Source organism: Photobacterium lutimaris (assembly GCF_003025555.1).
GTDB lineage: Bacteria > Pseudomonadota > Gammaproteobacteria > Enterobacterales > Vibrionaceae > Photobacterium > Photobacterium lutimaris.
In genome coordinates this window covers 153879-178464 of the sequence record NZ_PYMH01000010.1, presented here as the reverse complement: position 1 = coordinate 178464, position 24586 = coordinate 153879, and the positions used below count along the sequence as shown (strand labels likewise).

At 50.5% G+C, this 24586-nt stretch carries 18 protein-coding genes; 8 read left to right on the top strand and 10 right to left on the bottom strand.

Features of this window, described 5'->3' with window-relative positions; all coding sequences use genetic code 11:
* Positions 1–130 precede the first annotated feature (130 nt).
* The 5 genes from pflB to pflA all read left to right on the top strand — a co-directional run bounded on the left by pflB (position 131) and on the right by pflA (position 10456).
* Positions 131–2407 carry a formate C-acetyltransferase gene (pflB, locus tag C9I99_RS19310; protein WP_107350470.1) on the top strand — a complete coding sequence of 759 codons (2277 nt, stop codon included), beginning with the start codon at positions 131–133 and terminating at the stop codon, positions 2405–2407.
* 341 nt (positions 2408–2748) lie between these two features.
* Positions 2749–4356, top strand: a complete 1608-nt coding sequence (locus C9I99_RS19305) for a response regulator (protein ID WP_107350469.1) — start codon at positions 2749–2751, stop codon at positions 4354–4356.
* Positions 4353–8387: a transporter substrate-binding domain-containing protein gene (locus C9I99_RS19300; RefSeq protein ID WP_166645487.1), complete on the top strand. Its 4035-nt coding sequence runs from the start codon at positions 4353–4355 to the stop codon at positions 8385–8387. The genes C9I99_RS19305 and C9I99_RS19300 overlap by 4 nt, the downstream gene beginning before the upstream one ends.
* Positions 8387–9565, top strand: coding sequence for an EAL domain-containing response regulator (locus tag C9I99_RS19295; RefSeq protein WP_107350467.1), 1179 nt, complete (start codon positions 8387–8389; stop codon positions 9563–9565). The genes C9I99_RS19300 and C9I99_RS19295 overlap by 1 nt, the downstream gene beginning before the upstream one ends.
* 147 nt (positions 9566–9712) lie before the next feature.
* Positions 9713–10456 carry a pyruvate formate lyase 1-activating protein gene (pflA, locus tag C9I99_RS19290; RefSeq protein ID WP_107350466.1) on the top strand — a complete coding sequence of 248 codons (744 nt, stop codon included), beginning with the start codon at positions 9713–9715 and terminating at the stop codon, positions 10454–10456.
* Between the two features lie 288 nt (positions 10457–10744).
* On the opposite strand, the gene C9I99_RS19285 is transcribed toward pflA, so the two are convergent.
* Positions 10745–11653 (bottom strand): LysR substrate-binding domain-containing protein, encoded by a 909-nt coding sequence (locus C9I99_RS19285; RefSeq protein ID WP_107350465.1) that lies wholly within the window; start codon positions 11651–11653, stop codon positions 10745–10747.
* 614 nt (positions 11654–12267) lie between these two features.
* Here C9I99_RS19285 and C9I99_RS19280 point away from each other — a divergent pair.
* Together C9I99_RS19280 and C9I99_RS19275 are read left to right on the top strand one after the other, a co-directional pair.
* Positions 12268–12807, top strand: a complete 540-nt coding sequence (locus C9I99_RS19280; protein WP_107350464.1) for a CBS domain-containing protein — start codon at positions 12268–12270, stop codon at positions 12805–12807.
* A gap of 114 nt (positions 12808–12921) precedes the next feature.
* Positions 12922–14454: a hypothetical protein gene (locus tag C9I99_RS19275; protein WP_107350463.1), complete on the top strand. Its 1533-nt coding sequence runs from the start codon at positions 12922–12924 to the stop codon at positions 14452–14454.
* 199 nt (positions 14455–14653) lie between these two features.
* Here C9I99_RS19275 and C9I99_RS19270 read toward each other — a convergent pair whose 3' ends face one another.
* From C9I99_RS19270 to fliD, 8 genes are read right to left on the bottom strand one after another with little or no spacing between them, the layout of a single operon-like run.
* Positions 14654–15625: a flagellar motor protein MotB gene (locus tag C9I99_RS19270; RefSeq protein WP_107350462.1), complete on the bottom strand. Its 972-nt coding sequence runs from the start codon at positions 15623–15625 to the stop codon at positions 14654–14656.
* A complete protein-coding gene (gene motA / locus C9I99_RS19265) occupies positions 15622–16479 on the bottom strand; it encodes a flagellar motor stator protein MotA (protein WP_107350461.1) in 858 nt (285 codons plus the stop codon). The genes C9I99_RS19270 and motA overlap by 4 nt, the downstream gene beginning before the upstream one ends.
* Before the next feature lie 10 nt (positions 16480–16489).
* Positions 16490–17224: a FliA/WhiG family RNA polymerase sigma factor gene (locus C9I99_RS19260; RefSeq protein ID WP_107350460.1), complete on the bottom strand. Its 735-nt coding sequence runs from the start codon at positions 17222–17224 to the stop codon at positions 16490–16492.
* A 12-nt stretch (positions 17225–17236) separates the two neighbouring features.
* A complete protein-coding gene (locus C9I99_RS19255; RefSeq protein WP_107350459.1) occupies positions 17237–17704 on the bottom strand; it encodes a flagellar basal body-associated FliL family protein in 468 nt (155 codons plus the stop codon).
* A gap of 11 nt (positions 17705–17715) precedes the next feature.
* Positions 17716–18798, bottom strand: coding sequence for a flagellar hook-length control protein FliK (locus C9I99_RS19250; protein ID WP_107350458.1), 1083 nt, complete (start codon positions 18796–18798; stop codon positions 17716–17718).
* A complete protein-coding gene (locus C9I99_RS19245; protein WP_107350457.1) occupies positions 18795–19109 on the bottom strand; it encodes a hypothetical protein in 315 nt (104 codons plus the stop codon). The genes C9I99_RS19250 and C9I99_RS19245 overlap by 4 nt, the downstream gene beginning before the upstream one ends.
* Positions 19096–19494 carry a flagellar export chaperone FliS gene (fliS, locus tag C9I99_RS19240; protein ID WP_107350456.1) on the bottom strand — a complete coding sequence of 133 codons (399 nt, stop codon included), beginning with the start codon at positions 19492–19494 and terminating at the stop codon, positions 19096–19098. Before fliS ends, C9I99_RS19245 begins: the two co-directional genes overlap by 14 nt.
* A gap of 11 nt (positions 19495–19505) precedes the next feature.
* Positions 19506–20891 (bottom strand): flagellar filament capping protein FliD, encoded by a 1386-nt coding sequence (gene fliD / locus C9I99_RS19235; RefSeq protein WP_166645486.1) that lies wholly within the window; start codon positions 20889–20891, stop codon positions 19506–19508.
* 781 nt (positions 20892–21672) lie between these two features.
* On the opposite strand from fliD, the gene focA reads away from it, so the two are divergent.
* Complete coding sequence (gene focA, locus C9I99_RS19225) at positions 21673–23121, top strand: formate transporter FocA (protein WP_107350453.1); 1449 nt, start codon at positions 21673–21675, stop codon at positions 23119–23121.
* A gap of 335 nt (positions 23122–23456) precedes the next feature.
* On the opposite strand, the gene lafA is transcribed toward focA, so the two are convergent.
* Positions 23457–24374 (bottom strand): lateral flagellin LafA, encoded by a 918-nt coding sequence (gene lafA / locus C9I99_RS19220; protein ID WP_107350452.1) that lies wholly within the window; start codon positions 24372–24374, stop codon positions 23457–23459.
* Between the last annotated feature and the right edge of the window lie 212 nt (positions 24375–24586).

Sequence of the window (24586 nt, the reverse complement as noted above, 5' to 3'; positions counted from 1 at the left end):
GTCACTATCCTGACACGCTTTTTGGTTATCCGTATTATTGTTTATATAAAGTGTGCTGTTCACCATTTGGTGAGGCTGGCTCAACAGTCACCGCAGTACGTGTTTTTTCTACTAAAAAGGTAGGTATGTCATGGCAGAGCAATTTGCTAAAGCTTGGGAAGGGTTCGCTGCAGGCGAATGGCAGAACGACGTTAACGTTCGCGACTTTATCCAGAAAAACTACACTCCATATGAGGGTGATGAGTCTTTCCTAGTTACTGAAGGTACTGAAGCAACTAACAAGCTTTGGGATCAGGTAATGGAAGGTATCAAGCAGGAAAACAGCACTCACGCTCCTGTTGATTTTGATACTTCTCTTGTCTCTACCATCACTGCTCACGACGCAGGTTACATCAACAAAGATCTAGAGACTATCGTTGGTCTTCAGACTGAAGCGCCTCTTAAGCGTGCAATCATGCCTAACGGCGGCGTGCGCATGATCGAAGGTTCTTGTAAAGCGTACGGCCGTACTCTTGACCCACAAGTATCTAAGATCTTCTCTGAGTACCGTAAAACGCACAACCAAGGCGTTTTCGACGTTTACTCTCCAGACATCCTTAAGTGTCGTAAGTCTGGTGTTCTAACCGGTCTTCCTGATGCATACGGCCGTGGTCGTATCATCGGTGACTACCGTCGTGTTGCTCTTTACGGAATCGACTTCCTAATCAAGGAAAAAGTTGCTCAATTCCATTCTCTACAAGAGAAGCTAGAGAAGGGCGATGACCTACAGATGACTATGCAGCTTCGTGAAGAGATTCAAGAGCAGCACCGTGCACTAGGTCAAATGAAAGAAATGGCCGCTAAATACGGCTACGACATTTCTGAGCCTGCAACTAACGCACAAGAAGCTATCCAGTGGCTATACTTCGGCTACCTAGCAGCGGTTAAATCTCAGAACGGCGCGGCAATGTCTCTTGGCCGTACGTCTACTTTCCTAGATATCTACATCGAACGTGATATCGCGGCAGGTAAGATCACTGAGGTTCAAGCTCAGGAAATGATCGACCACTTCGTAATGAAACTACGTATGGTTCGTTTCCTACGTACGCCTGAGTACGATGAGCTATTCTCTGGTGACCCAATCTGGGCAACAGAATCAATGGGTGGTATGGGTGTTGACGGTCGTACGCTAGTATCGCGTACTAACTTCCGTTTCCTAAACACGCTATACACTATGGGTCCTTCTCCAGAGCCGAACATCACTGTTCTATGGTCTGAGCAGCTACCTGACGGCTTCAAGCGTTTCTGTGCGAAGGTATCTATCGATACTTCTTCTATCCAGTACGAAAACGACGACCTAATGCGTCCTGATTTCGACAACGATGACTACGCTATCGCTTGTTGTGTATCACCAATGGTTATCGGTAAGCACATGCAGTTCTTCGGCGCACGTGCAAACCTTGCTAAAACACTACTTTACGTAATCAACGGTGGTGTGGATGAGAAGCTGAAAATTCAGGTTGGTCCTAAGGCAGAGCCAATGCTTGACGAAGTTCTAGACTTCGACAAAGTATACGCAGGCCTAGACAGCCTAATGGACTGGCTAGCAACTCAGTACGTGACTGCACTAAACGCAATCCACTACTCACACGACAAGTACAGCTACGAAGCAGCGCTTATGGCTCTACACGACCGTGACGTTCGCCGTACTATGGCTTGTGGTATCGCTGGTCTTTCTGTTGCTGCTGACTCACTAGCTGCTATCAAGTACGCTAAAGTTAAGCCTGTACGTGACGAAGACGGTATCGCAATCGACTTCGCTATCGAAGGCGACTATCCGAAGTTCGGTAACAACGACTCTCGCGTTGATGACATCGCTTGTGAACTTGTTTCTAGCTTCATGAACAAGATCCGTAAGCTTAAGACTTACCGTGACGCAGTTCCTACTCAGTCTATCCTGACTATCACTTCAAACGTGGTATACGGTAAGAAGACGGGTAACACGCCTGACGGTCGTCAAGCAGGTGCTCCATTCGCACCAGGTGCAAACCCAATGCACGGTCGTGACGAGAAAGGTGCGGTAGCGTCTCTAACTTCAGTAGGTAAACTACCATTTGCTGATGCGAAAGACGGTATCTCTTACACCTTCTCTATCGTACCTAACGCACTAGGTAAAGAGCAGGATACTCAGCGTTCTAACCTTGCAGGCCTTATGGATGGTTACTTCCACCACGAGTCTGGCATTGAAGGTGGTCAGCACCTGAACGTTAACGTTCTTAACCGCGAAACGCTAGAAGACGCAGTTAAGCACCCAGAGAAGTACCCACAGCTAACTATCCGTGTATCGGGTTACGCTGTACGCTTTAACTCTCTAACTGCTGAACAGCAGAAAGACGTTATCGCTCGTACTTTCACTGAGTCTCTATAATCCGACTCAGTCGCCATTGGGCAGTTTGACTGCCCAATAATAAAAACCGGCCTTATGGCCGGTTTTTTTTTGCTTTTGTGACAACCAATAATTTCATAATAGGAAACAGGTGTGGTATATATTCCTACCCGTTGCCTAATAGCCAAATTTTACATTCATCATTAACGGTGTGGCGCCATGTATACTGCCATGCCATATGAACTTACCTACCAATACACATAGCTTTGAGGGGTAGCCTCATAACCCGATGGGATCGGGGGCTAGGCAATATTTGCAATACCGATTCGAAATCGACCCAACCCGGATGGTGGTTTCGACAGGTCGCAGGATCATAGAGATACATGTTGCACCATAAATCCGTTCTCGTTGTCGATGACAGTCACATCATCCAGCAAACGACTAAGGCTATCTTGCTGAAAAGCGGTTTTTCATCAGCGAACATTTACACCGTCGGCAATGCCAAAGAGGCACTGCTGACCTGCCAAACCACGGCAATCGATATCTTGTTGCTTGACTTCAACCTCGGCCAAGGTCGAAGCGGGCTGCAGCTCCTGGAGCAACTTCACGCCCTCGAATTGCTCGCCCACCAACCGTTGGTGCTTATCATTACCGCAGACGACTCGCTGCCGATCGTGATGGCGTTCGCCGAATTCGAGCCCGATGACTACCTGATCAAGCCCCTGCGCCCTGATGTGCTGCAAAAACGGCTAGCGGTGAACTTTGCCCAGCAGCAGCTGCGAAAAAGTGTCTGGCAGGCCTATTGCCAGCAAGGTACCAGCGGAGCCCGAACCGCCCTGCAACAGGCCAAGAACGAGAAGAGCTTCAGGCTGGCCATCACCCAGCTCTGTCGGCGGCTTGCCCTGCACGGCCAGCATAATGCAGCCTGTGCCCTGCTCAGCCACTTTACTCGCCAGCATGACTACCTGCCGGCCAAATTGCTGCATGCAGAACTTCTGGTACAAGGCAACCAGCTCGCGCAGGCCCGGCAAATCCTCGGTCCACTGCATACCGCCTACCCCAAGCATATCAAGGTGCTCGACACCGCCGCCCGCCTGTACCTGGCCGAAAATGCCACCGAGCCCGGCTACCAAGCATGGCTGCAGGCCCACCAGCTCAGCCCGTACAATATCGAGCGTATGTTCGGCTTGCTGCTGATGGATCTGCTGGCGCTGTCCAACGGCTGCTACACCGGCAAAGTGCTGCGCGACGGCTGTCAAATGCTGCCAGATACGATCTGGGACAACCGCGATCGCCGGGCCTTGCTGGTATGGGGAGTACTGCAACAACCCAGCAAAAAAATCCGCTCGCTCAAAGAGCTTTGGTGCCGGATCAGCCGCGAGAGCAACCTCACCGCAGCCGATCGGCCCTACCTCCAACTGCTAAACGCCTGGCAACACAGCCGACTTGGCCATACGCTGCTGGCCTTCAAGCAGCTCAATACCCTGGCAGCTAACCAACATACCCACTACAGCTTTATCTTCCAGCTGATTTTACTCACGACCTATCAGCAACTGGGGATGCAAAGCGCAGTCGGCAAAACCCTGAGGCGCCTAGCCATGCTCTGCACCCAGGAAAGCTGTACCAGCCACCGGCAGATCAAATACCAATGGCTAATGCAGTTCCACCGCAGCCGGTGCCACGACCATACCTACCAGCCAGCTCTAGCACTATTCGAGCGCTCGCCGCACAGTGCCGGACCAACACTGCTCGAAGCGTGGCAAAGCAACCGGTTCGACCCGCTGCTGGCCTACAGCCTGGTGACCCTTTATTGCAACGATCAGATAGACATGACCCTGCACGCCCGGAAAAGCATCCTCGAGGCCCGCTGGGTGTTCGAGTCGCTGCCCCAACCGCCCCACTGGTACCGGCAACTGGTGCAGGCCAACTCGGCCCTGCAAACCCCGGTGCAAACCATGACGGCCAAAGCCAAGGGAGCAGTAACGGCATGAAAAACGGTATTCTTATTAGCTTGCTGCTGCTTGCCGGCTCATGCTGGGCCGACACCGAGCACAATCGGGTATTACGGATCGGCTACCCGAACTTTGACTGGGCGCCGTTTTCCTACGTGTCGCAGAAAGGTCATATCTCCGGGCTGTTGCCCTCGCTGATGCATGAAATTGCCACTCAGGGGCAGTTCAAAACCCAAACCCTGGTTTACCCAACGTTTGCCGATGTATTGATCGCCTTCGAAAATAACGAGATAGATCTTATTGTCGGGGTTTCAGCAACCTTCAAGCGGCAAAAGTCGATGGCTTTCAGCAAGCCGCTGCTGACCATTCCGATGGCGGCGATCACCCGCACAAGCAAGATCAGCAGCCTCAAGCAGCTGGGCGGCAAGCTCATTGCCCTCGAGCAGGGATTTGCCATCCGCGAACAACTGGCCCAGCTCTCGACCGACCCGCTCAGTATGGTCTCCTTCCCGACCAGCGAGCAAGCCTTTACCGCAGTACAGCACAGTACAACCGATGCCTATCTCGGCAATGCCATCACCCTCGATGCAATGCAAAACCACTACAGCACCGAGGGGAACTTATCGTTTGAACTGATCAGCGACAGTCCCTACGAGCGGCTCTATATTGCAACCCAGAAAAGCCAAGAGAGGCTCATCAGCCAGATCAACCAAGCGCTGGGGCAAATCAACCAGCATGAGATGGCGGTCATCTACGACACCTGGCTATCGAAGAAACAGCAGGATTTTCTGTCGGACCAAAGCTACCTCAACCTCAATGAACAAGAGAACCAGTGGCTTGAGCAACGCGGGACGATCAAGGTCGCCTATCACCCCGAAGACTTCCCCTACCAGTTCACCGACGAGTCCGGCATGATGGCTGGCATGGGGGCCGATGTCCTACGGCTGATGGCCAAGCAACTCAACCTCAGCCTGGTGCCGATTGCCAACAGTAATTTCACCGACATCATGGCGCAGCTCAACAATGGCACCATCGATGCGGTAGCAGCCGTTACCTGCACCCCGGAGCGGGTCCATACCCTCAACTGCACCCAACCCTACAGCGAAGAAAAGTGGGTCATGGTAACGACTATCGACAATAAGCAAGACTACATCGGTAGCAAGCAGCAGATCGGGGTCGTTGTGCACCGCTTTGGCGAGGTGCTGACCAAACAGGTCTATGCCGATAATCCGATCAAGATCTACCCAAGCAACGAGGCCTTGCTCAATGCCACGATCAACCGCCAAGTCGACCATGCGGTGATCTCGCTATCGAGTGCGTCACACCTATTGCAAAGCAGCTACCTCGGCCAATTGAGGGTGCTGGCCTCCGAACTTGACACCAAGGGACGGCCAGTTGGAGTCGCCGTCGCCAAGGACAATCCTCTGTTGCGCAATATTTTCAACAAGGCGCTGGCCGCCATTCCGCCCAGCCAGGTTATCGACATCAAGAAAAAGTGGCACACCGTCAATCTCACCAGCGGTGTGGCGATCAACCGTATTGTGTTTTGGGCGCTGGCAATCCTCGCTATCGTCACCGTGCTGACAGCGATCTTTGTCTACTGGGCGAAAAAACTCAGCGCCGAGGTTCGCCAGCGCAAGGCCGCGGAACAAAAACTGTCGTACCTGACCAATAACTTTGACGGTATTTTGCTCCAGCACCTGCAGCGCAGCCAAGATCCGTCTGATATCGAAGTGCTGTTTGTCAGCGACAAAATTGCCGATTTTGTCGGGCTGCCCACGGCGGCACTGCATGCCAACCCGAGCCTGATCATCGAGCTGCTGCGCCAGCGCAACGACAACGGCTGGCTATTCAAAGAAATCCGCAGCGCAGTCAAACGGGGCTACTGGCAAACCGAGCTCCAGCTGCAGTCGAGCAAGAGCAATAAGCGCTGGATCGAAATCAGAAGCCAAATCATCGCGGTCGAAAACGGCTGGCAGTGGAACAGTATCCTCATCGATATCAGCGCCATGAAGCAGCAGCAGCTGGAACTCGAGCGTGCCCGACAGCAGGCCGAAACGGCCACCGAAACCAAGTCGCGGTTTTTGGCGATGATGAGCCACGAGATCCGCACACCTATCAGTGGGATATTGAGTCTGCTCGAACTGATGCAGCCGCACATCCAGCATCGGCCGGAGGTAACGAGCATCCACAAGCACCTCAACCAGTCCGCACGCAACCTGCTCAATATCGTCAATGACGTGTTGGACTTTTCCAAAATGGAAGCGGGAAAACTCAGCCTGTCACCAACCCCTTGCCTTATCCACGAACAGCTCAATGTGCTGGTGCAACCGCATGTGGTCCATGCCCAGCAAAAAGGGCTGCGCTTTAGCCTGTGGCAAGATCCCAAGCTGGCCCATGAGCTGATGCTCGACGAGCTGCGGCTCAAGCAGGTATTGAACAACCTGCTCAACAATGCCACCAAGTTCACCGAGCAAGGGATGATCTCACTGCTGGTCGAAGTGGTTGAGCAGGATGAATACAACCAGCAGCTGCGCTTTACGGTAAAGGACACCGGGATCGGGATCAGCCCGCAGGATAATGCCAAGCTGTTCCAGCCGTTCGAGCAGGCTGATGTCAGTACCGAGCGGCGCTTCAGCGGCACCGGGCTGGGCCTATCTATCTGCCGCCAGATCATCAACCTCATGGGCGGGGAGATCCAGGTCTCGAGCACCGAGGGGATAGGTACCGAATTCAGCTTCATGTTAGAGGCCGCGATCCTGACACCGGCACCGATGTCACCGCTGATGCTGCGCTGTGGCCTGGTGGGCAAAGCGCTCGACGATGACATCGCCCTGCCACACTATTTGGCATACTGGCAATGCAACACCGTGAGCCTTTCCCCACAGTCAGCGGCGGGTATGCTCGAGCAAATCCGCCACCACCAGCTCGATGTGCTGCTAATGAGCCGTGATAGCTACAATATGATTCGCCAGAGCACAGCGGCCGACTTGCCGATCCCGGTGATAGTGCTCGCCGACGAAGCCATCTTGTCACCGGAGCCCCTCGCCAACGGCTGGGTGATCTCCTGTGCCCCACTGTTGCCCAATACGTTGCACCATCTCTTGGCCCCCCAACCGTCGCCGTGGTACCAAGGGGACGAACCGCATGAACCCGCTCAGGAGGAACGCCAAGCGATCAGCCGCGAGCAGGCTATCGCCCGCCGTCAATTGCTGCTGGTTGCCGAAGATCACCCTATCAACCAGCAAATCATCCGGCAGCAACTGCAACAGCTCGGCTACTATGCCGATATTGTTGAGAACGGCAAACTGGCCCTCGAGGCGCTGGCACAGCACCCGTACGCTCTGCTGCTGACCGACTGCCATATGCCCGAGCTCGACGGTTACGGACTGGTCAAGGCTATCCAACAACAGCATCTGCTGACACCGGCCGGGAACAACTTGCCAGTGGTTGCCCTGACCGCCAATACCACCATGAACGAAGCGGAATACTTGGCGATCCACGGGTTTGATGCCTACCTGTCCAAGCCAGTCTCACTGGCGACCCTGGGCGAGACCTTGTCACACTGGCTGCCGGCCGCCGAGCCTGCTGGTCTTGATGATGAAGTGCACGAAGCGGCATGTTGGGATTTGGGCGTATTTGATCAAGCCTGCTCGGACGATGATGATACGCTTCTCGACTGGGATCTGGCACCGCCAGACGCTGAGACGGCACCAAAAGACAATCCGCAAGACACAGCGTCGGCGGCGAGCGGGCCTATCGACCTACAGGTGCTCGGACAGCTCTTTGGCGAGGCCTCGGTGTGTCTCGATTTCATGCGCCAATACCTTGATGCCTGCCTCGTCGACTACCGGGATCTTACCGATGCTTTCGCACAGGGCGACAACAACGCAGTCAGGCTGATCAGCCACCGGATGAAGGGCGCAGCGCGAATGATGGAATACCATGCCCTGGCTGAGCATTGCCAAACCGTTGAGAGCCTGGCCGCCAATCAGCAGATCGATACCGCGAACCTAGCGCCGATTGACACCCTTATCATGGACTTGAAACGACAGGTACAACAATTCTAATGCACATACTCCTCGTTGAAGATCATCCGTTCCAGCAACAGATTTTGCGTAGCCAACTCGAGCGGGCCAAACCCGAGAGCTTGGTCGATGTCGCCTCCAGTGGCAAAGAGGCACTGGATCGAATCGGGCACCGCACCCCCGACGTCTTGGTGTGCGATCTGAACATGCCCGAGATGGACGGTATTACCTTCCTCAGCCACCTAGCAAAAATGTCTTTTAGCGGCGCGATTATTATCTCGAGTGCAGCAGGGCCGGAGGTGATCAAATCCGTCCACCAGATGTGCAAGAGCTACCGGCTCAGTGTGATTGGTTGTCTGAACAAACCGGCCCGACCGGATCATATCCGCAGCCTACTCGAACTGGCCGCGCGCTATTTGGCCGGCCCCCAGCCGCCCGTTACCGGCCAGCCGCTCCGGCTGTTGAGCGAGGCCGAGCTGGATCTCGCCTTCGAGCAGCAGTGGCTGCAGCCCTACTACCAGCCCATTGTCGATATGCAGTCCGGCCGGTGGTGCAAGAACGAAGCCCTGATCCGCCTCGTGCACCCGGAGCACGGGGTACTGTCACCGGCACAGTTCCTGCCCGTAATCAAAAAGATGGGCCGCGAGGATGAGCTTGCGTTGCTGAGTATCCAGCATGTGATCACCCATCTAGAGCACTTCGCCAGCCGCCGGGTGGCGGTCAATATCACTCCGCGCACCCTGATCAGCTTTGGCTTTGTCGATAGTGTGCTGGCGTTGATACAAGACGTTCCGGCGATCAGCCAAACCTTGTCATTCGAAATCACCGAGTCCGACGCTATCGAGCATGCTGGCCCGAGCCTGGAAGCTGCAGCCCGACTCGGTATGTATGGCTTCAAGCTGTCGATCGACGACTTTGGCACCGGCTATTCGTCACTGAAACAACTCGACCAGCTGCCGTTCGAGGCCCTGAAAATCGACATTGGCTTCGTCCAGGCCCTGCCAGAAAGTGTCACCGCCGGAGCCATTGTCGAAGCCAGCCTATTACTGGCACAACGCTTGTCCCTGTCCTCGATAGCCGAGGGAATCGAGCATCCCGGCCAGTGGCAGACGCTGCGCCAGATGGGCTGCCAGTATGCCCAGGGCTACTTTATCGGCCGACCGATGCCAGCGGGACAACTGGCTCAATGGCACCGTGAATGGCAGGAAAAGAAATGGTAAGCAGCTGCCACGCTGCAGCATCACGACTCGCGAAAGCGCGGCGAATTGCCGCGCCATTCGTATCCTGATACTTTTTTCGCTATTTTGAACATCTGTTTTGTAATAAAATAACAGGCAAAACACGCCCCCAAGCGGAGAAGCTAAGTAATGTCAGTAAAAGGTCGAATCCACTCTTTTGAGTCCTGTGGTACTGTCGATGGTCCCGGAATTCGTTTCATCGTATTTATGCAAGGTTGCCTTATGCGCTGCCAATATTGCCACAACCGCGATACCTGGGATCTTAACGAAGGCAAGGAAATCACGGTTGAAGAACTGATCAATGAAGCAAAGTCATACCGCTTCTTCATGAAATCATCCGGGGGGGGTGTCACAGCTTCCGGTGGCGAAGCCATGATGCAACCCGAGTTTGTTCGTGATTTCTTCCGCGCAGCACAAGCAGAAGGTATTCATACCTGCCTCGATACCAACGGCTACATCCGTAAACACACCGATGTCATTGACGAAGTGCTCGACGTGGCTGACTTGGTAATGCTTGACCTTAAGCAGCTAGACGACAGCATCCACCAAAACCTCGTCGGCGTGCCGAACAAACGTGTATTGGACTTTGCCCGCTACCTGCACCAGCGCGGCCAGAAAACCTGGATCCGTTATGTTGTTGTCCCTGGCTATACTGATGACGAGCGCTCAGCTCACCTGTTGGGTGACTTCATCAAAGATATGGACAACATCGAAAAAGTCGAGCTCCTGCCTTACCACCAGCTCGGCGAGCACAAATGGGAAGCGATGGGCTTTGACTACCAACTGACAGGTGTAAAGCCACCATCGAAAGAAGTGATGGAAAAAGTGAAAGAGATCATTAGCAGCTATACAAAAGCCAAAGTAATTTACTAACGGCGGTTTTGACACTAGCCAATCTAAAGGAGAGCACTGGCTCTCCTTTTTTATTATCGGCTAACCTGCGTATCGGCAAATAAAAACCAATCAATACCAACCAGTTGCATTTAATTTATGGTGTAGGCTTAGCGGGTTGAATATATCTAATTAACCTATTAGTTAATTAGATATAGGCTATCAATAAAATAAAACGAGTGTCATATGGTTTGTGAGGTGGTATCACTGATACATTTACGTCATACCACCCACATGATTCTTTCTAACTAGAAAGGCAGAGCCACGGCCTCAAGAGGATTTGAGTTTATGGTTCTTCATCATTCTGTGACCTTCGCGCTTAATACACTCCAGCAACGGGTGATCCCCCATCTCTTTGCGCCAGATAAACGAAATGGCTCGGTCCATTTTTAGTTCAGGTACATTCAAGGCGACGAGTTCACCCCGGTCAATATACGGTGCGACATCCAAATAAGGCAGACAGGTTAGGTAATGGCCATTGGAAACCATAGAGCGGATCACCGGAACGTGAGAGTATTCACGCCACACATCCAAATCCGGGATCAACGGCACCATCGCACTTTCAAAAATCGTCCGCGTCCCCGCTCCCCCTTCTCGTAATACCCACTGCGCTTGCTCTAATTGCGCCAGACTGACACGGGAGTTCTTAGCAAAAGGGTGGTGAGCAGCACTGACCACGACAAGGTGGTCGCGGCACCATTCTTCCTGGTGGGTACGGTTGTCATCACAACGACCTTCTATAATACCAATGTCATATTTGTAGTTAAGCACACCCTCGATGACACCTTGGCTACTTTTTACTTCCAGTCCCGTTCTGACTTCCGGAAAGTCAGTATCAAGAATACTGATAAGCTCTGGAACCAAGTGCTCAGCAGGTGTTTGGCTGGCACCAATCGTGATACTGCCACTGAAAAGGTGTTGATCATAAAAGCCCGCTTCAATCTGTTCGGCATCTTGCAACAAACGCCGGGCTTTTGGCCGCAACCAGTTGCCCCAATGGCTCAAACGCATATCCTTTCCCTGGCGTACGAAAAGATCGCGTCCAAGCAGTTTTTCTAATTGGCTAAGAGACATACTGGCAGCAGACTGGGTAACCCCTAGCCGTTCAGCAGCTTGACTAACACTGCCCAACTCAGCAACCGCATCAAACACTGATAACTGTTTCAACGAATAACGCACTTTTACTCCTAGATTTGCAACGGGTGGGCTCAACGCCGGTAAAGCAACAGATATACCCAATTACTTGTGTATATGTCTTGTCACTTAGGTATTTTTGCCAATCAATAAATCTGATTGATCGATAAACTCAAGCAATATTGTATCAAGTTTTAACTGCCGGGTAATGTATACCGTATGCGCGTCAGCGTGTATATCCCAGTAAATACTCGATAAAGAGTAAAAAAAAACCATTGGCAGAGTGTGTCTGAACTTCCCCCTAATTAAGCACAATGCTCTAATTAAGATAAACTTATGGAATGAATGCGATACAATCAATAATATTGATACCACTTACAGTTAATTATGCATATCCATCGTTTTAAGTTATTGATTAATTAAAGTACAACGTCAACGTCCCAACCTCCTCTATCACCTAAATTGATGACGCTTGGAAAAGATATTTTCTGAAATACTTTTAAACAAAGTATCAATAAAACTGAATGACAATCTAAATAAAATCAATTTTACTAATGCGCCGGTGCTGAGTAACATTCACGTCAACAGCTTAATGAGCCATTTTCGATGACTCTGACGAGTTACTACAACAGTGTTGATTTTGAATTTAGGAGATTGTTATGAGCGCATTACTTACAGTGAGAGACATTGTAAATACGCAAGCCCCAACGTTGAGTGTAAAGACCAGTCTGCCTGCGGCTATCGATGTATTGTCAAAAAACCACATTAACGGTGCACCGGTTTGCGACGCAAGCGGCCACCTTGTCGGCTTTTTGTCTGCCCACGACATCATGGTAGAAATGTGGTGCCAAGACTACTTGCCTGATGAGGATGTAACCGTCGGAAGTCTAATGAAGACCGATGTAGTGACCATGGATATCGAAGATCGCCTGACAGACGCTCTGGAATATTTGGCACTAGACAAAGATCAGCTTTACCCAACAACGGCAATGGGCTATGCGACGCAAATGACAACCCTGTCGCTTGAAGAGCGCGCTAAATCAATCAAGGTAAACAAACCGCAAATTCTACCGATTTTGGAAAACGGTAAATATGTCGGTGTGGTATCACGCCAGGAAGTATTGAAAGCCCTCAGAGCCCTATTCAATGATGCGACAACGCCAGTCGCTAAAAATGTTGCCCCACAGGTTGTTACCTAATCAGTAGCGAACAAATCATTCGCTCACAGCCAGCCGGCCCCAAAATAGAGGCTTCACCTATTGACGCCCCTTGGCCGTGCCTGTGAGCAGATCGTAAGAGTTTTTGGAGTTAAAATGGAACAAGTTTCCCACCTTTTTGCTTTTAACCATTTTGTTATCGCCATAGCCGCTTTAACAATTATGGTATTGGTTGCCCGTACCCTCGTTGCAGGTACTAAGTATTCATCGTTGTTGGTTATCGTTGTGTTTGGCCTTGCTTTAGGCTCACTATTGGTACACAGCGGCATGGCGACACCGGGACTAGAACAGTTCCCTGTTGTTGCACTGATCGGCCAGACAACCGTAATTGCATTGATCGCCTCATTCTTCGTGGGTGGACAGGAAATTAGACGCCTGCTATCTAAACAAGACTTTGATGAAAAGTGTGACTTTTTTGCCCCTTCCGCTCAGGAAGTGGTATTGGGAACAAGCAGCACGCAGTTAACCTATATTATTCGTGCATTCCTATTGCTCATCGGTATCCAAACGGCTGATGCTCTGATTTCGGATCGTACTTCAGACTTCGCCATGGGTGAGTCTTTCCTGCTCCTCTCTTACATCTGCTTGGCACTGGCGTTCATTCTCGTTGACCGCAAAGCCGTGATTTCCAACAAAGCACAATACATCCGTAAGGGCCTATTTGAAGTTATTGCGATTATTGTCGTCTTAAACTTCTCGCTAATGCTATCCACTGCGGTATCGTCAATTATCGGCCTACCACAGATCTTCTTCGCGATGATCCTGTCTTCGGGTCTGGGTGCGGCGCTACCAAAATGGAAACATGGCCCAACCATGAATGCCCTGCTATTTGCGGGTATCCCTCTGGTACTATCAGGCAGCTTCCTGGTTGGCGGCTCTCACATGGTGGAAGCCTTCGGTATTCCGGGTCTTCAAAGTGTTATCGTGTACGGCTTCTCCGGCCAGATTTTCTGGATGTTCGGTGGTCTTGCGCTGCTAATCTTCGTCGGTAAATCGAACCATTTACGTAACCTGGCACCAGGTTTGGCCGGTGGCCTGTCTCACTCTGGTCTAACTGGCGCATGTACTGCGGGCGACTTCGGCAAAACAGCGGCTTCTCGCGCACCGATTATGATTAACATTCCATTTGCCGGTCACATCTTCGTCTTTACGATTTTAGCAGCCAGTGCTGAGCGCGGCGCGCTGATGGTTGGCTGGACATTACCACTGATCCTTGCTGGCGCAGCGTTTGTTATCCTTTCTCTGAAAAACCTTCGTTCGGCTCAAGGCTGTGAGAAAACAGAAGTGAAAGGTCTAATGCTATTCTCACTAGGCTGGCAGATCATGGCTGTATTCGGTAGCTTCACGCTACTAAGCGTCGCCGGTATGTCACTTGAGCATGCTTCGATGTCTGCCGCCTCTGGCTTATCTCACTTCGGCCTGTTTGCCGCCGTACAAGAAGGTATGTTTGGTGCGACAGCAGCAAGCCTTATCACCTTTACCTTTGCAATGACTTTCCTGGTACACCCATTTGTGTTCGCCATGTTCGGCAAAGCCGCCGAAAACAATGGCAAGATGGCAGAGAAAGCGGTGACGGTACTGGCAAGCGCAGGCTTGATCGGCGTGATTTCCTCGGCCTTAATGATTTAATCACTGGTAAGTCTGGCGCGTTTCGCTAAACGGACTTCACACCGTATCTTCATGCAATATAAAGGGGGGCTGATGTCAAATCAGCCCCCTTTCTTTTTGTACCCAAGTAACGTCAAGGTGCTGGGTATAAAAAAAGCCTGCCCATTACATCATGGGCAGGCTTTGGTCGTCACCTAGCATGCTGACGTTGGAACCCGGTTTAGCTCACGGGCTGATTAGCATAGGCAGCTTGCTTAGCCGCTTCCAATTGAGATTCACCACCGTCTCGGCCAAACAGCTGTTGCAACTGCTCTTGCGTATCAGAGGTTAGCACCAAGATTTCGATGCGGCGGTTCAAATGGCTATAAGGTGCATCTTCATCGAGTAACATGGTGTCGGACATTGCCGTGACCTGAGCAACGCGCTCGCTTGGCATACCACCATACTCCAGCACTTCCCTCGCTTTTTGTGCACGCTCACCCGACAAGGTCCAGTTATTGCCTCTCGAACGGCGGCTAAAGCCACTGGCATCAGCATGGCCTGAAATCATGATCGGGTTTTCAATGGTGGCAAACGTTGGGGCAATAGCGAGCAGCAGATCTTCAAAAAACGGCGTGAGCTCAGCCCCACCCAGTTTGAACATCGGCTTTTCATTGTCGTCATTGACCAACACCCGCAACCCTTGCGGCACCACTTCCACCGACAGTTGGTTGCTGGCAGAAAGAAACTCACTGACATCTTTTAAGTACTCGCCCAGAACAACCATCTGTTCATGGCTTTCATAGCGTCCAGGAACAAGTGAAGGTCCCTCCTCCCCCAACCCACCGAAGTTATTGCCGTTACCATCAACGACATTGATAGTCAGGGAGTTACCCAAATTATGCGGATTGCTCGGCTGTTGGCTCTGTAAGCCAGGCAATGCGGTTCCTCCAAAATCAACCACAAACGGACTGTTATCCATGAACATATCTTCATGAGGTAACATCCGCTGATGACCACTCAGGCGGCCAACGATACGTTGTTTTTCATCTTCGGTGGTAACCTGCAACACCCACATCACCATAAAAAAAGCCATCATCGCCAAGGTGAAATCGGCAAAAGCAACTTTCCATGCCCCACCATGGCGAGCCGTATGACCCCGGCTACGGCGCTTTTTTATGATGACCGTATCTGCGGTATTGCCCCTCATCATTGGAATACCTGCTGCGTTACCCACCCTTCCATCTCGGCAAAGGTCGGTTTCACATCGAGTTGCATCAACTTACGGCCAGAGTCCGCCGCAACCAGTGCAGGCTTCCCGGCGGTATAACTCACCATCATGGCTTTTACACACTCGAAGGCAGACAGCTCGCGTTTTACCTGGTTGGCCATCGCCGTACTGATCGGGTCAAATACACAGTAACAGAAGAAAATACCGAGGAAGGTGCCCACCAAGGCATGGGCAACACTGATCCCGATTTGCGCCATATCCCCATCGATATTGGTCATGGTGATCACAATCCCCATCACTGCCGCCAAAATACCAAAGCCAGGCATGGCCTCTGCCACCCGGTGCATCGAGTGCGAAGGTTCCATCAGATCTTCTTCGATCGCTTCCAGCTCTAGCTCCAGCATACTTTCCAGCTCATGGGCGGTGATTTTGCCCATCGCCATCAACCGGAAGTTATCGGTTATGAAAGTCACCAGTTTCGGATACTCCAGGACTTCCGGGTATATCAGGAACAAACTGCTCTGGTGCGGCTCTTCAATATGCTCATCAAGTACCCGCATGCCATTCTGGCGTACCTGCTCCAGCAGGTGGTACATCAGTGAAAGCAGCTCGCGATAAAGTTTGCGCTCATCGCGCTTGGTCACAATGCCACGGGCCTGATGCCACATTTCAACGATCACATGATGCGGATTACCAATCGCCAGAGCACCAGCACCGGCCCCCAAAATGATCATCAATTCAGCTGGCTGCCACATGGTACCGAGGTATCCCCCGGCAAACACAAAACCGCCGAACACACAGATAATAATGATTAAGACACCAATAATTTTTTGCATAACCTTTCTCCTACATCAAGCTCTTAATCATGGCGTTCATTTGTTTGATTGCCTGCTTATGCAGCTGGCAGATCCTCGCTTCGCTCAGGCCAACCACGATGGCGATTTCCTTCAAGCTGAGTTCCTTCTGGTAATAAAAATCCAAAATGAGCTGTTCACGCTTCGGCAATTGAGACAACACATGCTTGAGCAAATCATCATTAATCAGGTGCTGAAGGTTGCTATCAGCCTCTCCAAAATCAACGCTTGAGCTATCTGACTCAAAGAGCTGCTCTAAGCTATACAGCTCTTCCGCCTGAGCGGCATAAAGCAGGCGGTTGCACTCTTCCAAACTGATTTTCATGGCCTTAGCCAATTCATGTTCGCTCGGATGGCGCTTCAACTGCTTGGTCAGCAACTTAGATACTTTATTAAGTTCATGGACCTGCTGACGTAATTGACGTGGTCGCCAGTCGCGACGACGCAACTCATCCAAGATTGCCCCGCGGACACGGCGAGCAGCAAAGAAACGGAAATTCTCATCCATCTCACCATAACGACGAGTGGCTTCAAGCAAACCAAGCAAACCAATTTGCTCCATATCATCCAACCCCATGCAGCCCGATGCGTGGTGATGGAGTTGCTGGACAATACGCTTCACCAGCTTCAAGTGCTGGCGTAAGATCTGCTCTTCATTGTTCTGTGAGGGTTTTGTTTGCCACTGAGCATACTCATCCTCAAACGGTAACTGCTGTGCTTCTAACATGATTCCCTTCCTTTACTGCAGCACGAGCTTGGTAAACAACGCATCTTCGATCTGGTAGGCGTATCCATTTACCGCCATCGCCTGACGAAGCTGTCCCAGTACTTCTGTTTGCAATCGATCGATTTCATTCATTTGACGCAATTCTTCGAAGGTGCTTTGACTGAACATTTTCAGTAGGACATTACGCGCCAGCGGTTTGAACTCGATCAGCTGATCATGCGCCTTAGCAGAGTTCGTCTTCAGTGCCAATTCCAGCATCAGGTAGTGAGTGCGCTCTTCACCATCAATCGTGATGACAAACTTATCAAGATTCATGAAATGGGCACGACTGTCCACGCTACCTCGGGCAAATACGCTGAACTCAGCCGACTTGTCATTGACGATAAATGCGTAGGTAGCAATTGATGAGAGGGCAATAAGCACCGAAGCAGCAAGTGCCACCAGAATGACTTTCGTACTCATTACGTTTGTTCTAGCCATGACTATTTTCCTTACACCATTCGAGTGAGACGGTATTGATCCGCCTTTAATAAGAGATCGGTTGATTCATGCCAGTCTGATTCTTCAACCACTGGCTGGATTGCTAAAGGCATATCGGCCTTTTGGTCAAACGGTTGCTGCTGCGATTGCTCACTCACATCAACATCGACCATCGTCCCCGCGAGCTGCTTGCCTTCAAGCTCTGCACGCAAGCGTTCAGCGCCCTGCTGTGCGGCCTCGCGCAAGGCCGGATCCGCGGCGGCGATATGTATCTGAACCTTGTTGTTTTCCATCTTGACCGACAGCTCTAGGCTGCCAAGGTGAGGCGGATCGAGACGGATACGGGCATGCTGAACATCTTGGTTAAGGTGCATCTGCACCCGATCTTTGAGTACCGACACCAATTGCTGCCCCCATTGCTGCTGGTTTTCCGCCATTTTCACCGGCGCCCATTCAGCACGAGAAGCCGTAACCAGGTTGGATTGTGCACCAGCAGGCAGAGGAGCGGCATTGGGGGAGTCCTGCAACGATAAGGTCGTAAAACTGCTTGCCTGCGCGAGTTGTTGGAGTAAAACAGGGTTGGTCGTTTCTTGCCTGACTGGCGTCATCGCATTAGAAATCACCCGCTCAATCGCCTGTTCAAACGACAATGACTCCCCCTGAGTACTGCCATTGGCTGTCAGGTAATGCGGAATCGCCGGTTGTGGTGCTCCCAACTGCACCGACGCACTTTGCAAGCCATCAGCACGGCGCATCATGCCGAGTAATTGCTCACGAACATCACCACTAAGTTCATTGGTAATATTGATCAGGCGGAACTGCCCTTCGGGGGGAAGCTGCTCCATAAAAGGGTGGGCGCTGCTGAACACCCAATCCTCACCCTCAGCCAACCCTTTAAGCTGATCATAGAGATCGAACCAATATGGGTTGGCCTCTTCCGCCATGGCGGCTTCGGTTGATTGTTCAGTCCCAGAACCAAGCAAGCGGGCGAAGCTGTCAAACCAGGAGCCGCCTTCACCGGCCTGTACCTGTGATGAACGTGCCGTGATGGCTTGAGCGCTCCCTGACGGCATTGACATCGAAATATGGCTCATCGAATAAACCCTCCAGCCATCTCTACCTGCTGGTATTCCGATACCCCTTCACGCTGGTTCTGAAACTTCGCCAACATCTGACCCAGATGCTCTTTTTCTATTTCGCACGCCGTCATGGCGGCCAAATGCACCTTTTTAAGCTGAAGGATATCGCGCCGTAGTGACTCGGCAACGGCCGGCTGGCCTTTCAAATCAGCCAGCATGGTGTAGATTTCTTTGTCTATCTTGCGCACAGCCTGCCACTCTTTGCGCTTGTAGCTCTGGTTGAGCTGCACCGTCAATTGCCTGATTTGAGTATTATTGACCTTCATGGGCTACCCCGAAGTTGTGCCAACCCTCTTGAATATTGCCCATGACTGAGCGCACTTCTGCCAGTTTTTGTGCATCGTTATGGACGCTGGCTTCAAACAATTTCATGCTGCAAAAATCGTAAAGCTGGTTCATCTGCTGGGCAAGTTCGCCACCTTGGCGCATATCCAGCGCACTATTAAGGCCACCGATAATGTCGATGCACTTGCCGATAGATTCACCTTTTTCCTTCAGGCGATTGGCCGCCATATGGCCTTCGGCGCGGGTCAAGTTATCCATAAAACCGTCAACCAACATCAATACCAACTGGTAGGGTCTCGCTGCCGCTGCTTGTGCTTCTACATCGACTTGCTGGTACGCCTCGAAGCCAGAATCATCCATTAACATTTTTTGTTCCTCTAAAACATAAACATGGAACCTGTCGATTCCATCTGCATCATGGTTTGCTGCATTGCGGTGTATTGGCGCAAGTAGCGGTTGTAGTTTTTTTCCATGCGGTTATCGAGTTGCTCTTTTTTATCGTCAACGCGATCAATATTGCCTTGCAGCGTGTCTTGACGACTTTTAAGCAGGTTATTCCCAGAGTTCGACGAACCGGTATAAGGTTCAATCGCCTTTTCCAACGCGGTTAGCGCACCGTTATCGCCGAAGAAAATTCCATCGATTTTTTCTGGGGTTTCGCTCAGGGCTTTTTCAAAACGATCGTTGTCGATTTTCAGGGTACCGTCGCGGTTCGCCTCAATACCGATGCTATACAGGGTGCCTTCATCGAACTGGCCGCGTGTAACGTTGTTGAGCATGTTCTTCAAACCACGGGCGGTTGAGTCGCTGGCAAGCGCACCGGCTTCGGTGATTTTGATGCTGCTGTCATCCTTATCGTCATCATCATCGCCATCACCACTGCTGTTATCATCCTCGTCTTGCTCAAGCTGATAGCTGGTCATGGTGTGCTTAAGGACGGTATTAACCAGATCGTTGTAAGCATCGACGAATTCCTTAACCGCCTCTTTCGACGCTGACTCATCACTGCCAACAACCAGGGTCAACGGCTTATCACCCGGCTCATGCGCTTTGGTTAGCTCAAGAGTCACACCGTAAATAGCATCATCAATGGTGTTATCGCTGCTGCGGATCTCTAGGCCATCCTCACCACCTAGCATGACGATCGCGTCCTGTGCCTTGTTCAGGATCTGAGGCGGCTTAAAGTAGTCCCCCATACCCTGATCAAATGATACTTTGAACGCATTCTCTTCACCGGTTTCCGTACTGCTCAGCACCAAGCTGACGTCATCCCCCGAGCGTACAACCGATGCAGAAACACCTTCATCAAACTCATTGATATAGTCAGCCAAATCATGGATATCTTTGTCACCGTCAGGGTTGAAGGTCGAAAAATCGATCTCAATCGCTTCACCACCAGGAACGTCAATGGTGATCACACCGTCCGTCGGCAGCTCTTCCCCTTTTAGCGTGAACGCTTCTTGCTGCGCGGTCGCCAATTGCTTGACGAATAGGTCGTAACTGCCATGACGGGCAAAATTACTGGCCGATGCATCGATATACCCATCTTCACTGGTTGTCGCACTGTTTTTTACAAAGCTACTATCTGCTTTATTCATGCGCTCTAGCGCTGACGAAAAGCTACTGAAAGCCGAATCGATGTCTTTCCACGCATCTAATTGCGTTTGGTACATTTTCTGCTGATTCGCATATTGGATATCAAATGGCTTACGCTGGATCATTACCATTTGCATTGCCATTGAAGCTGGGTCCATCATTGACATGGAGTTTCTCCTCAATTCAGCCCAAGTTAGAAAGTTGCACGTTATAGGCAACAGCATAAGCAAAAGTTGTTCCAACTTTTAATTAAGCAATAACTTGCTAACTAACGCTTGATTTGGTTATTTTTACGACGATTAATCAAAACCGATAAATAGTTTTTTAAGCTTTTAATCAAAAGGCGGAAGTTTTATTTCCGCTAGCGGAAATAAAACTATTCCGCCTCATGATGCTGAAATTTCTATTAATATAAGGCGACAAAAAGCATGTAGTTCTTAATGGCACAATACGTATTTAAATAAGAAAAGACATCGACAAGAAATGATAATAGAAGGCACAAAACTGCAGGCGCGAACGTAAGGTTTGCGATGGGTGAGTAAGCGTATTTTCGTCGTGGTTGCAAAGGGTCGTTCGCAGGCGGATACCGAGAGCCAGCGACATAAAAGATACATTTTATAACAATTTTACCGATTACATTATTGCTGACTTTTTTGGCCCTTTAGTTACTCTCACAAAGAAAACAGCAGGACTCAACCCCCGCCAAATCTGCCATTCGGCTCCCCGCCAAAAAGTGAACAATGTTGCACATCACTATTTCTATCTATGTCGCAACATACGAAATTGTAATCATATATTTCACATAAGAAAATATGAATCAGCTTTATGTTGCTATCAATTTTACTTATCATTGCATCGCCTGTGACTTGGGAATATGACTTGATAGGGACATTCAAGTTGAAAGCGGCTAACGCCGAAAGGAAAGGATTAGTAACACTTGGGGTAAGCATGAGTAACGTAGATTCCAGCAATAATCAGCTGTTTTCGCCGAAGGAAATGATGGCGGAAGCGGAAAAGTTCGCGCTAAGCAAAGCAAAAAAAACCAGTAGCATGACACTGGGGCTTGCTATTATGGCAGGGGCTTTTATCGGCCTCGCTTTTGTATTTTATATCACGGTTACCACAGGTAGCGCGATGACCGGCTGGGGACTTAGCCGCTTAGTCGGAGGCATAGTTTTCAGCATGGGTCTGATACTGATTGTCCTGTGTGGTGGTGAGCTATTCACCAGCTCGGTACTGTCCAGTATTTCTTGGGCTAACCGCGAGATCAGCCTTAAAAAAATGCTCTCCCTGTGGGCCAAGGTATACATCGGCAACTTCATCGGTGCCATGTTTATGCTAATGCTGATCAGCGCCGCTGGCATGTTCATGCTCAATAACGGTCAGTGGGGCCTCAATGCCCTCAATATCGCCCAGCATAAGCTCCATCACACCACAATGCAGGCGTTCTCTTTGGGCGTACTGTGTAATCTGTTGGTTTGTTTGGCGATTTGGATGACGTTTAGCTCAGCTAACGCCCTAACCAAAGCCATGCTAATGGTGCTTCCGGTTTCGATGTTTGTTTCCAGTGGCTTCGAGCACTCAGTGGCCAATATGTTTATGGTGCCGCTGGGGATCACTATCCAGAACTTCGCGCCTGAGCAATTTTGGCAAATGATCTCTGCCAGCCCTGAGCAGTACAGTGATCTGAATATCCCAACCTTTCTCATGGCCAACTTACTGCCGGTGACATTGGGCAATATCGTCGGTGGTGCAGTATTAGTTGGCCTCGCCAACTGGTGTATCTTCCGTCGTCCGGAACTGAAAGCGGCCAATATCCGCTCTATTACCCAGAGCGTGGAAATCACACCAGCCAAGGAATCAGATATGCTGTCGCACCTCACCGCCAAAGACGTAACCAATACACAGCCAATAACATTATCTGTAGACACCCCGATCCCGCAGGCAATCGATATCATGCAGGAAGAAAACATTTCAGGTGCGCCGGTTTGCGATGTGCACGGCCAGCTGGTCGGGTTCCTATCGATGTATGATGTCATGAAAGAGCTGTGGTATCAGGACTACCAGCCTAACCACAACACAAAAGTGGTTGATTTGATGCAGCACGACGTTGTTGCCGTTCAGGCAACGGATAGCCTGGCCGATATCATCGAGTATATGTGTATCGATAAAGAGCAGCTGTACCCCACCTCTGCAGTGGGGATCGCCACCAGCACCACCGCCCTTTCACTGGAGGAGCGGGTTAAAGCCTTAAACGTGAACAAACCTCGTATGATGCCTGTGCTTGATAACGGCCAGTTTGTTGGCATTGTTACCCGCGAGAGCGTGATGGCCGAGCTTCGCAACGTCTATCAAGATGCCAAAACCCAAACAGTTTCGCACTTAGAGGTTGTTTAACCGGTTTCTCGTTATACCACTCGCCCAATGAAAAACCGCAGCCTTGGCTGCGGTTTTTTATTAGGTAGAATAATGAGCCGACTCAACCTCGAAAGACATCGAATAACATTCGGTCTCAGAATGTCTATTCACAGCAGCAGAATTAAATTCAATCGCTGTTTATCCAATCAGGCGTTCGATGACTTACCGTCTCAACGATACCGTCTTGGTATGTAACGATAACGAGCAAGACTTCCTGTCTAAATACAAAAAAAGCCGCAGCGGGGGCTGCGGCTCTTGATTAATTGGAGTGGTTTGATTGCGCTTTATATACCCGATATAAAGGCTAGGGCTTATTAGCCTACTAGGCTCATTACCATGCCAGACATGCCGTTCGCCTGAGACAGCATAGACATGCTCATCTGCGTTAACATCTGGTTCTTCATCATGTTTGAAGATTCAACCGCGTAGTCAGTATCCATGATACGGCCTTTCGCCATTTCAGTGTTCTCTGACATGTTGCCAAGGTTAGTAATGGTGTGGTCTAGACGGTTGATGTTTGCACCTAGCTCAGAGCGAATTGCGCCAATGCCTGCTGTAGCATCATCTGCACCTTGAGCTGATTCTGGCGTACCATTTAGCAGTGCGTCAACAGCGTCCATCGCTTTTGCTGCACCACTTGGATCAGTAACATTGCCATCAACATCAACAGTAGCTTCAGTAGAAAGGTCAGCAGCAGCTAGAACACCAATCGCCGCACGGATATCACCTAGGCCGTCAGAAATATCAACCGTCAGTGTTTCGCTTGTTGAAGAGCCAATTTGGAAGGTAACAGCGCCATCAAATTGGCCACCCGCTGCAAACAAGTTGTTACCAGAGCCGAATTGGGTATTTTCAATAACACTATCTAATTCAGCTGCTAGCTGATTCCACTCAGCCTGCATCGCGTCATGCTCATCAGCCGAGTTGGTACCGTTGGCTGCTTGAGTCGCTAGATCTTTCATGCGGTGACCAATGTTAGTCATCTCATCGAATGCACCTTCAGCGGTTTGCATCATCGACGTCGCATCTTGTGCATTACGCTGTGCAACACCTAGGCCGTTAACCTGAGACTGAAGGCGAGTGGCAATTTGCAGGCCCGCAGCGTCATCAGCCGCAGAGTTGATGCGAAAGCCCGTCGAGATACGCTGCATCGCGTTATCCATTGCGCCAGACGTTTTGTTCAGGTTGTTCTGCGTTAGTAGAGATGTGTAATTAGTATGAATCGATAGCATGTTATTGCCCTCTGTGAGTTATTCTGTATTAGTGTCTACACCTCTATAAAACGACACCTAATTCCGCCCCTTAAACCGACTTTTGCCATTTTTTTATTATTTTCTTGCCAACGACGAAAATAATTTTTTCTTAAATATAAAATTGGCTATTGGCTATTGGCTATTGGCTATTGGCTATTGGCTATTGGCTATTGGCTATTGGCTGAAATACA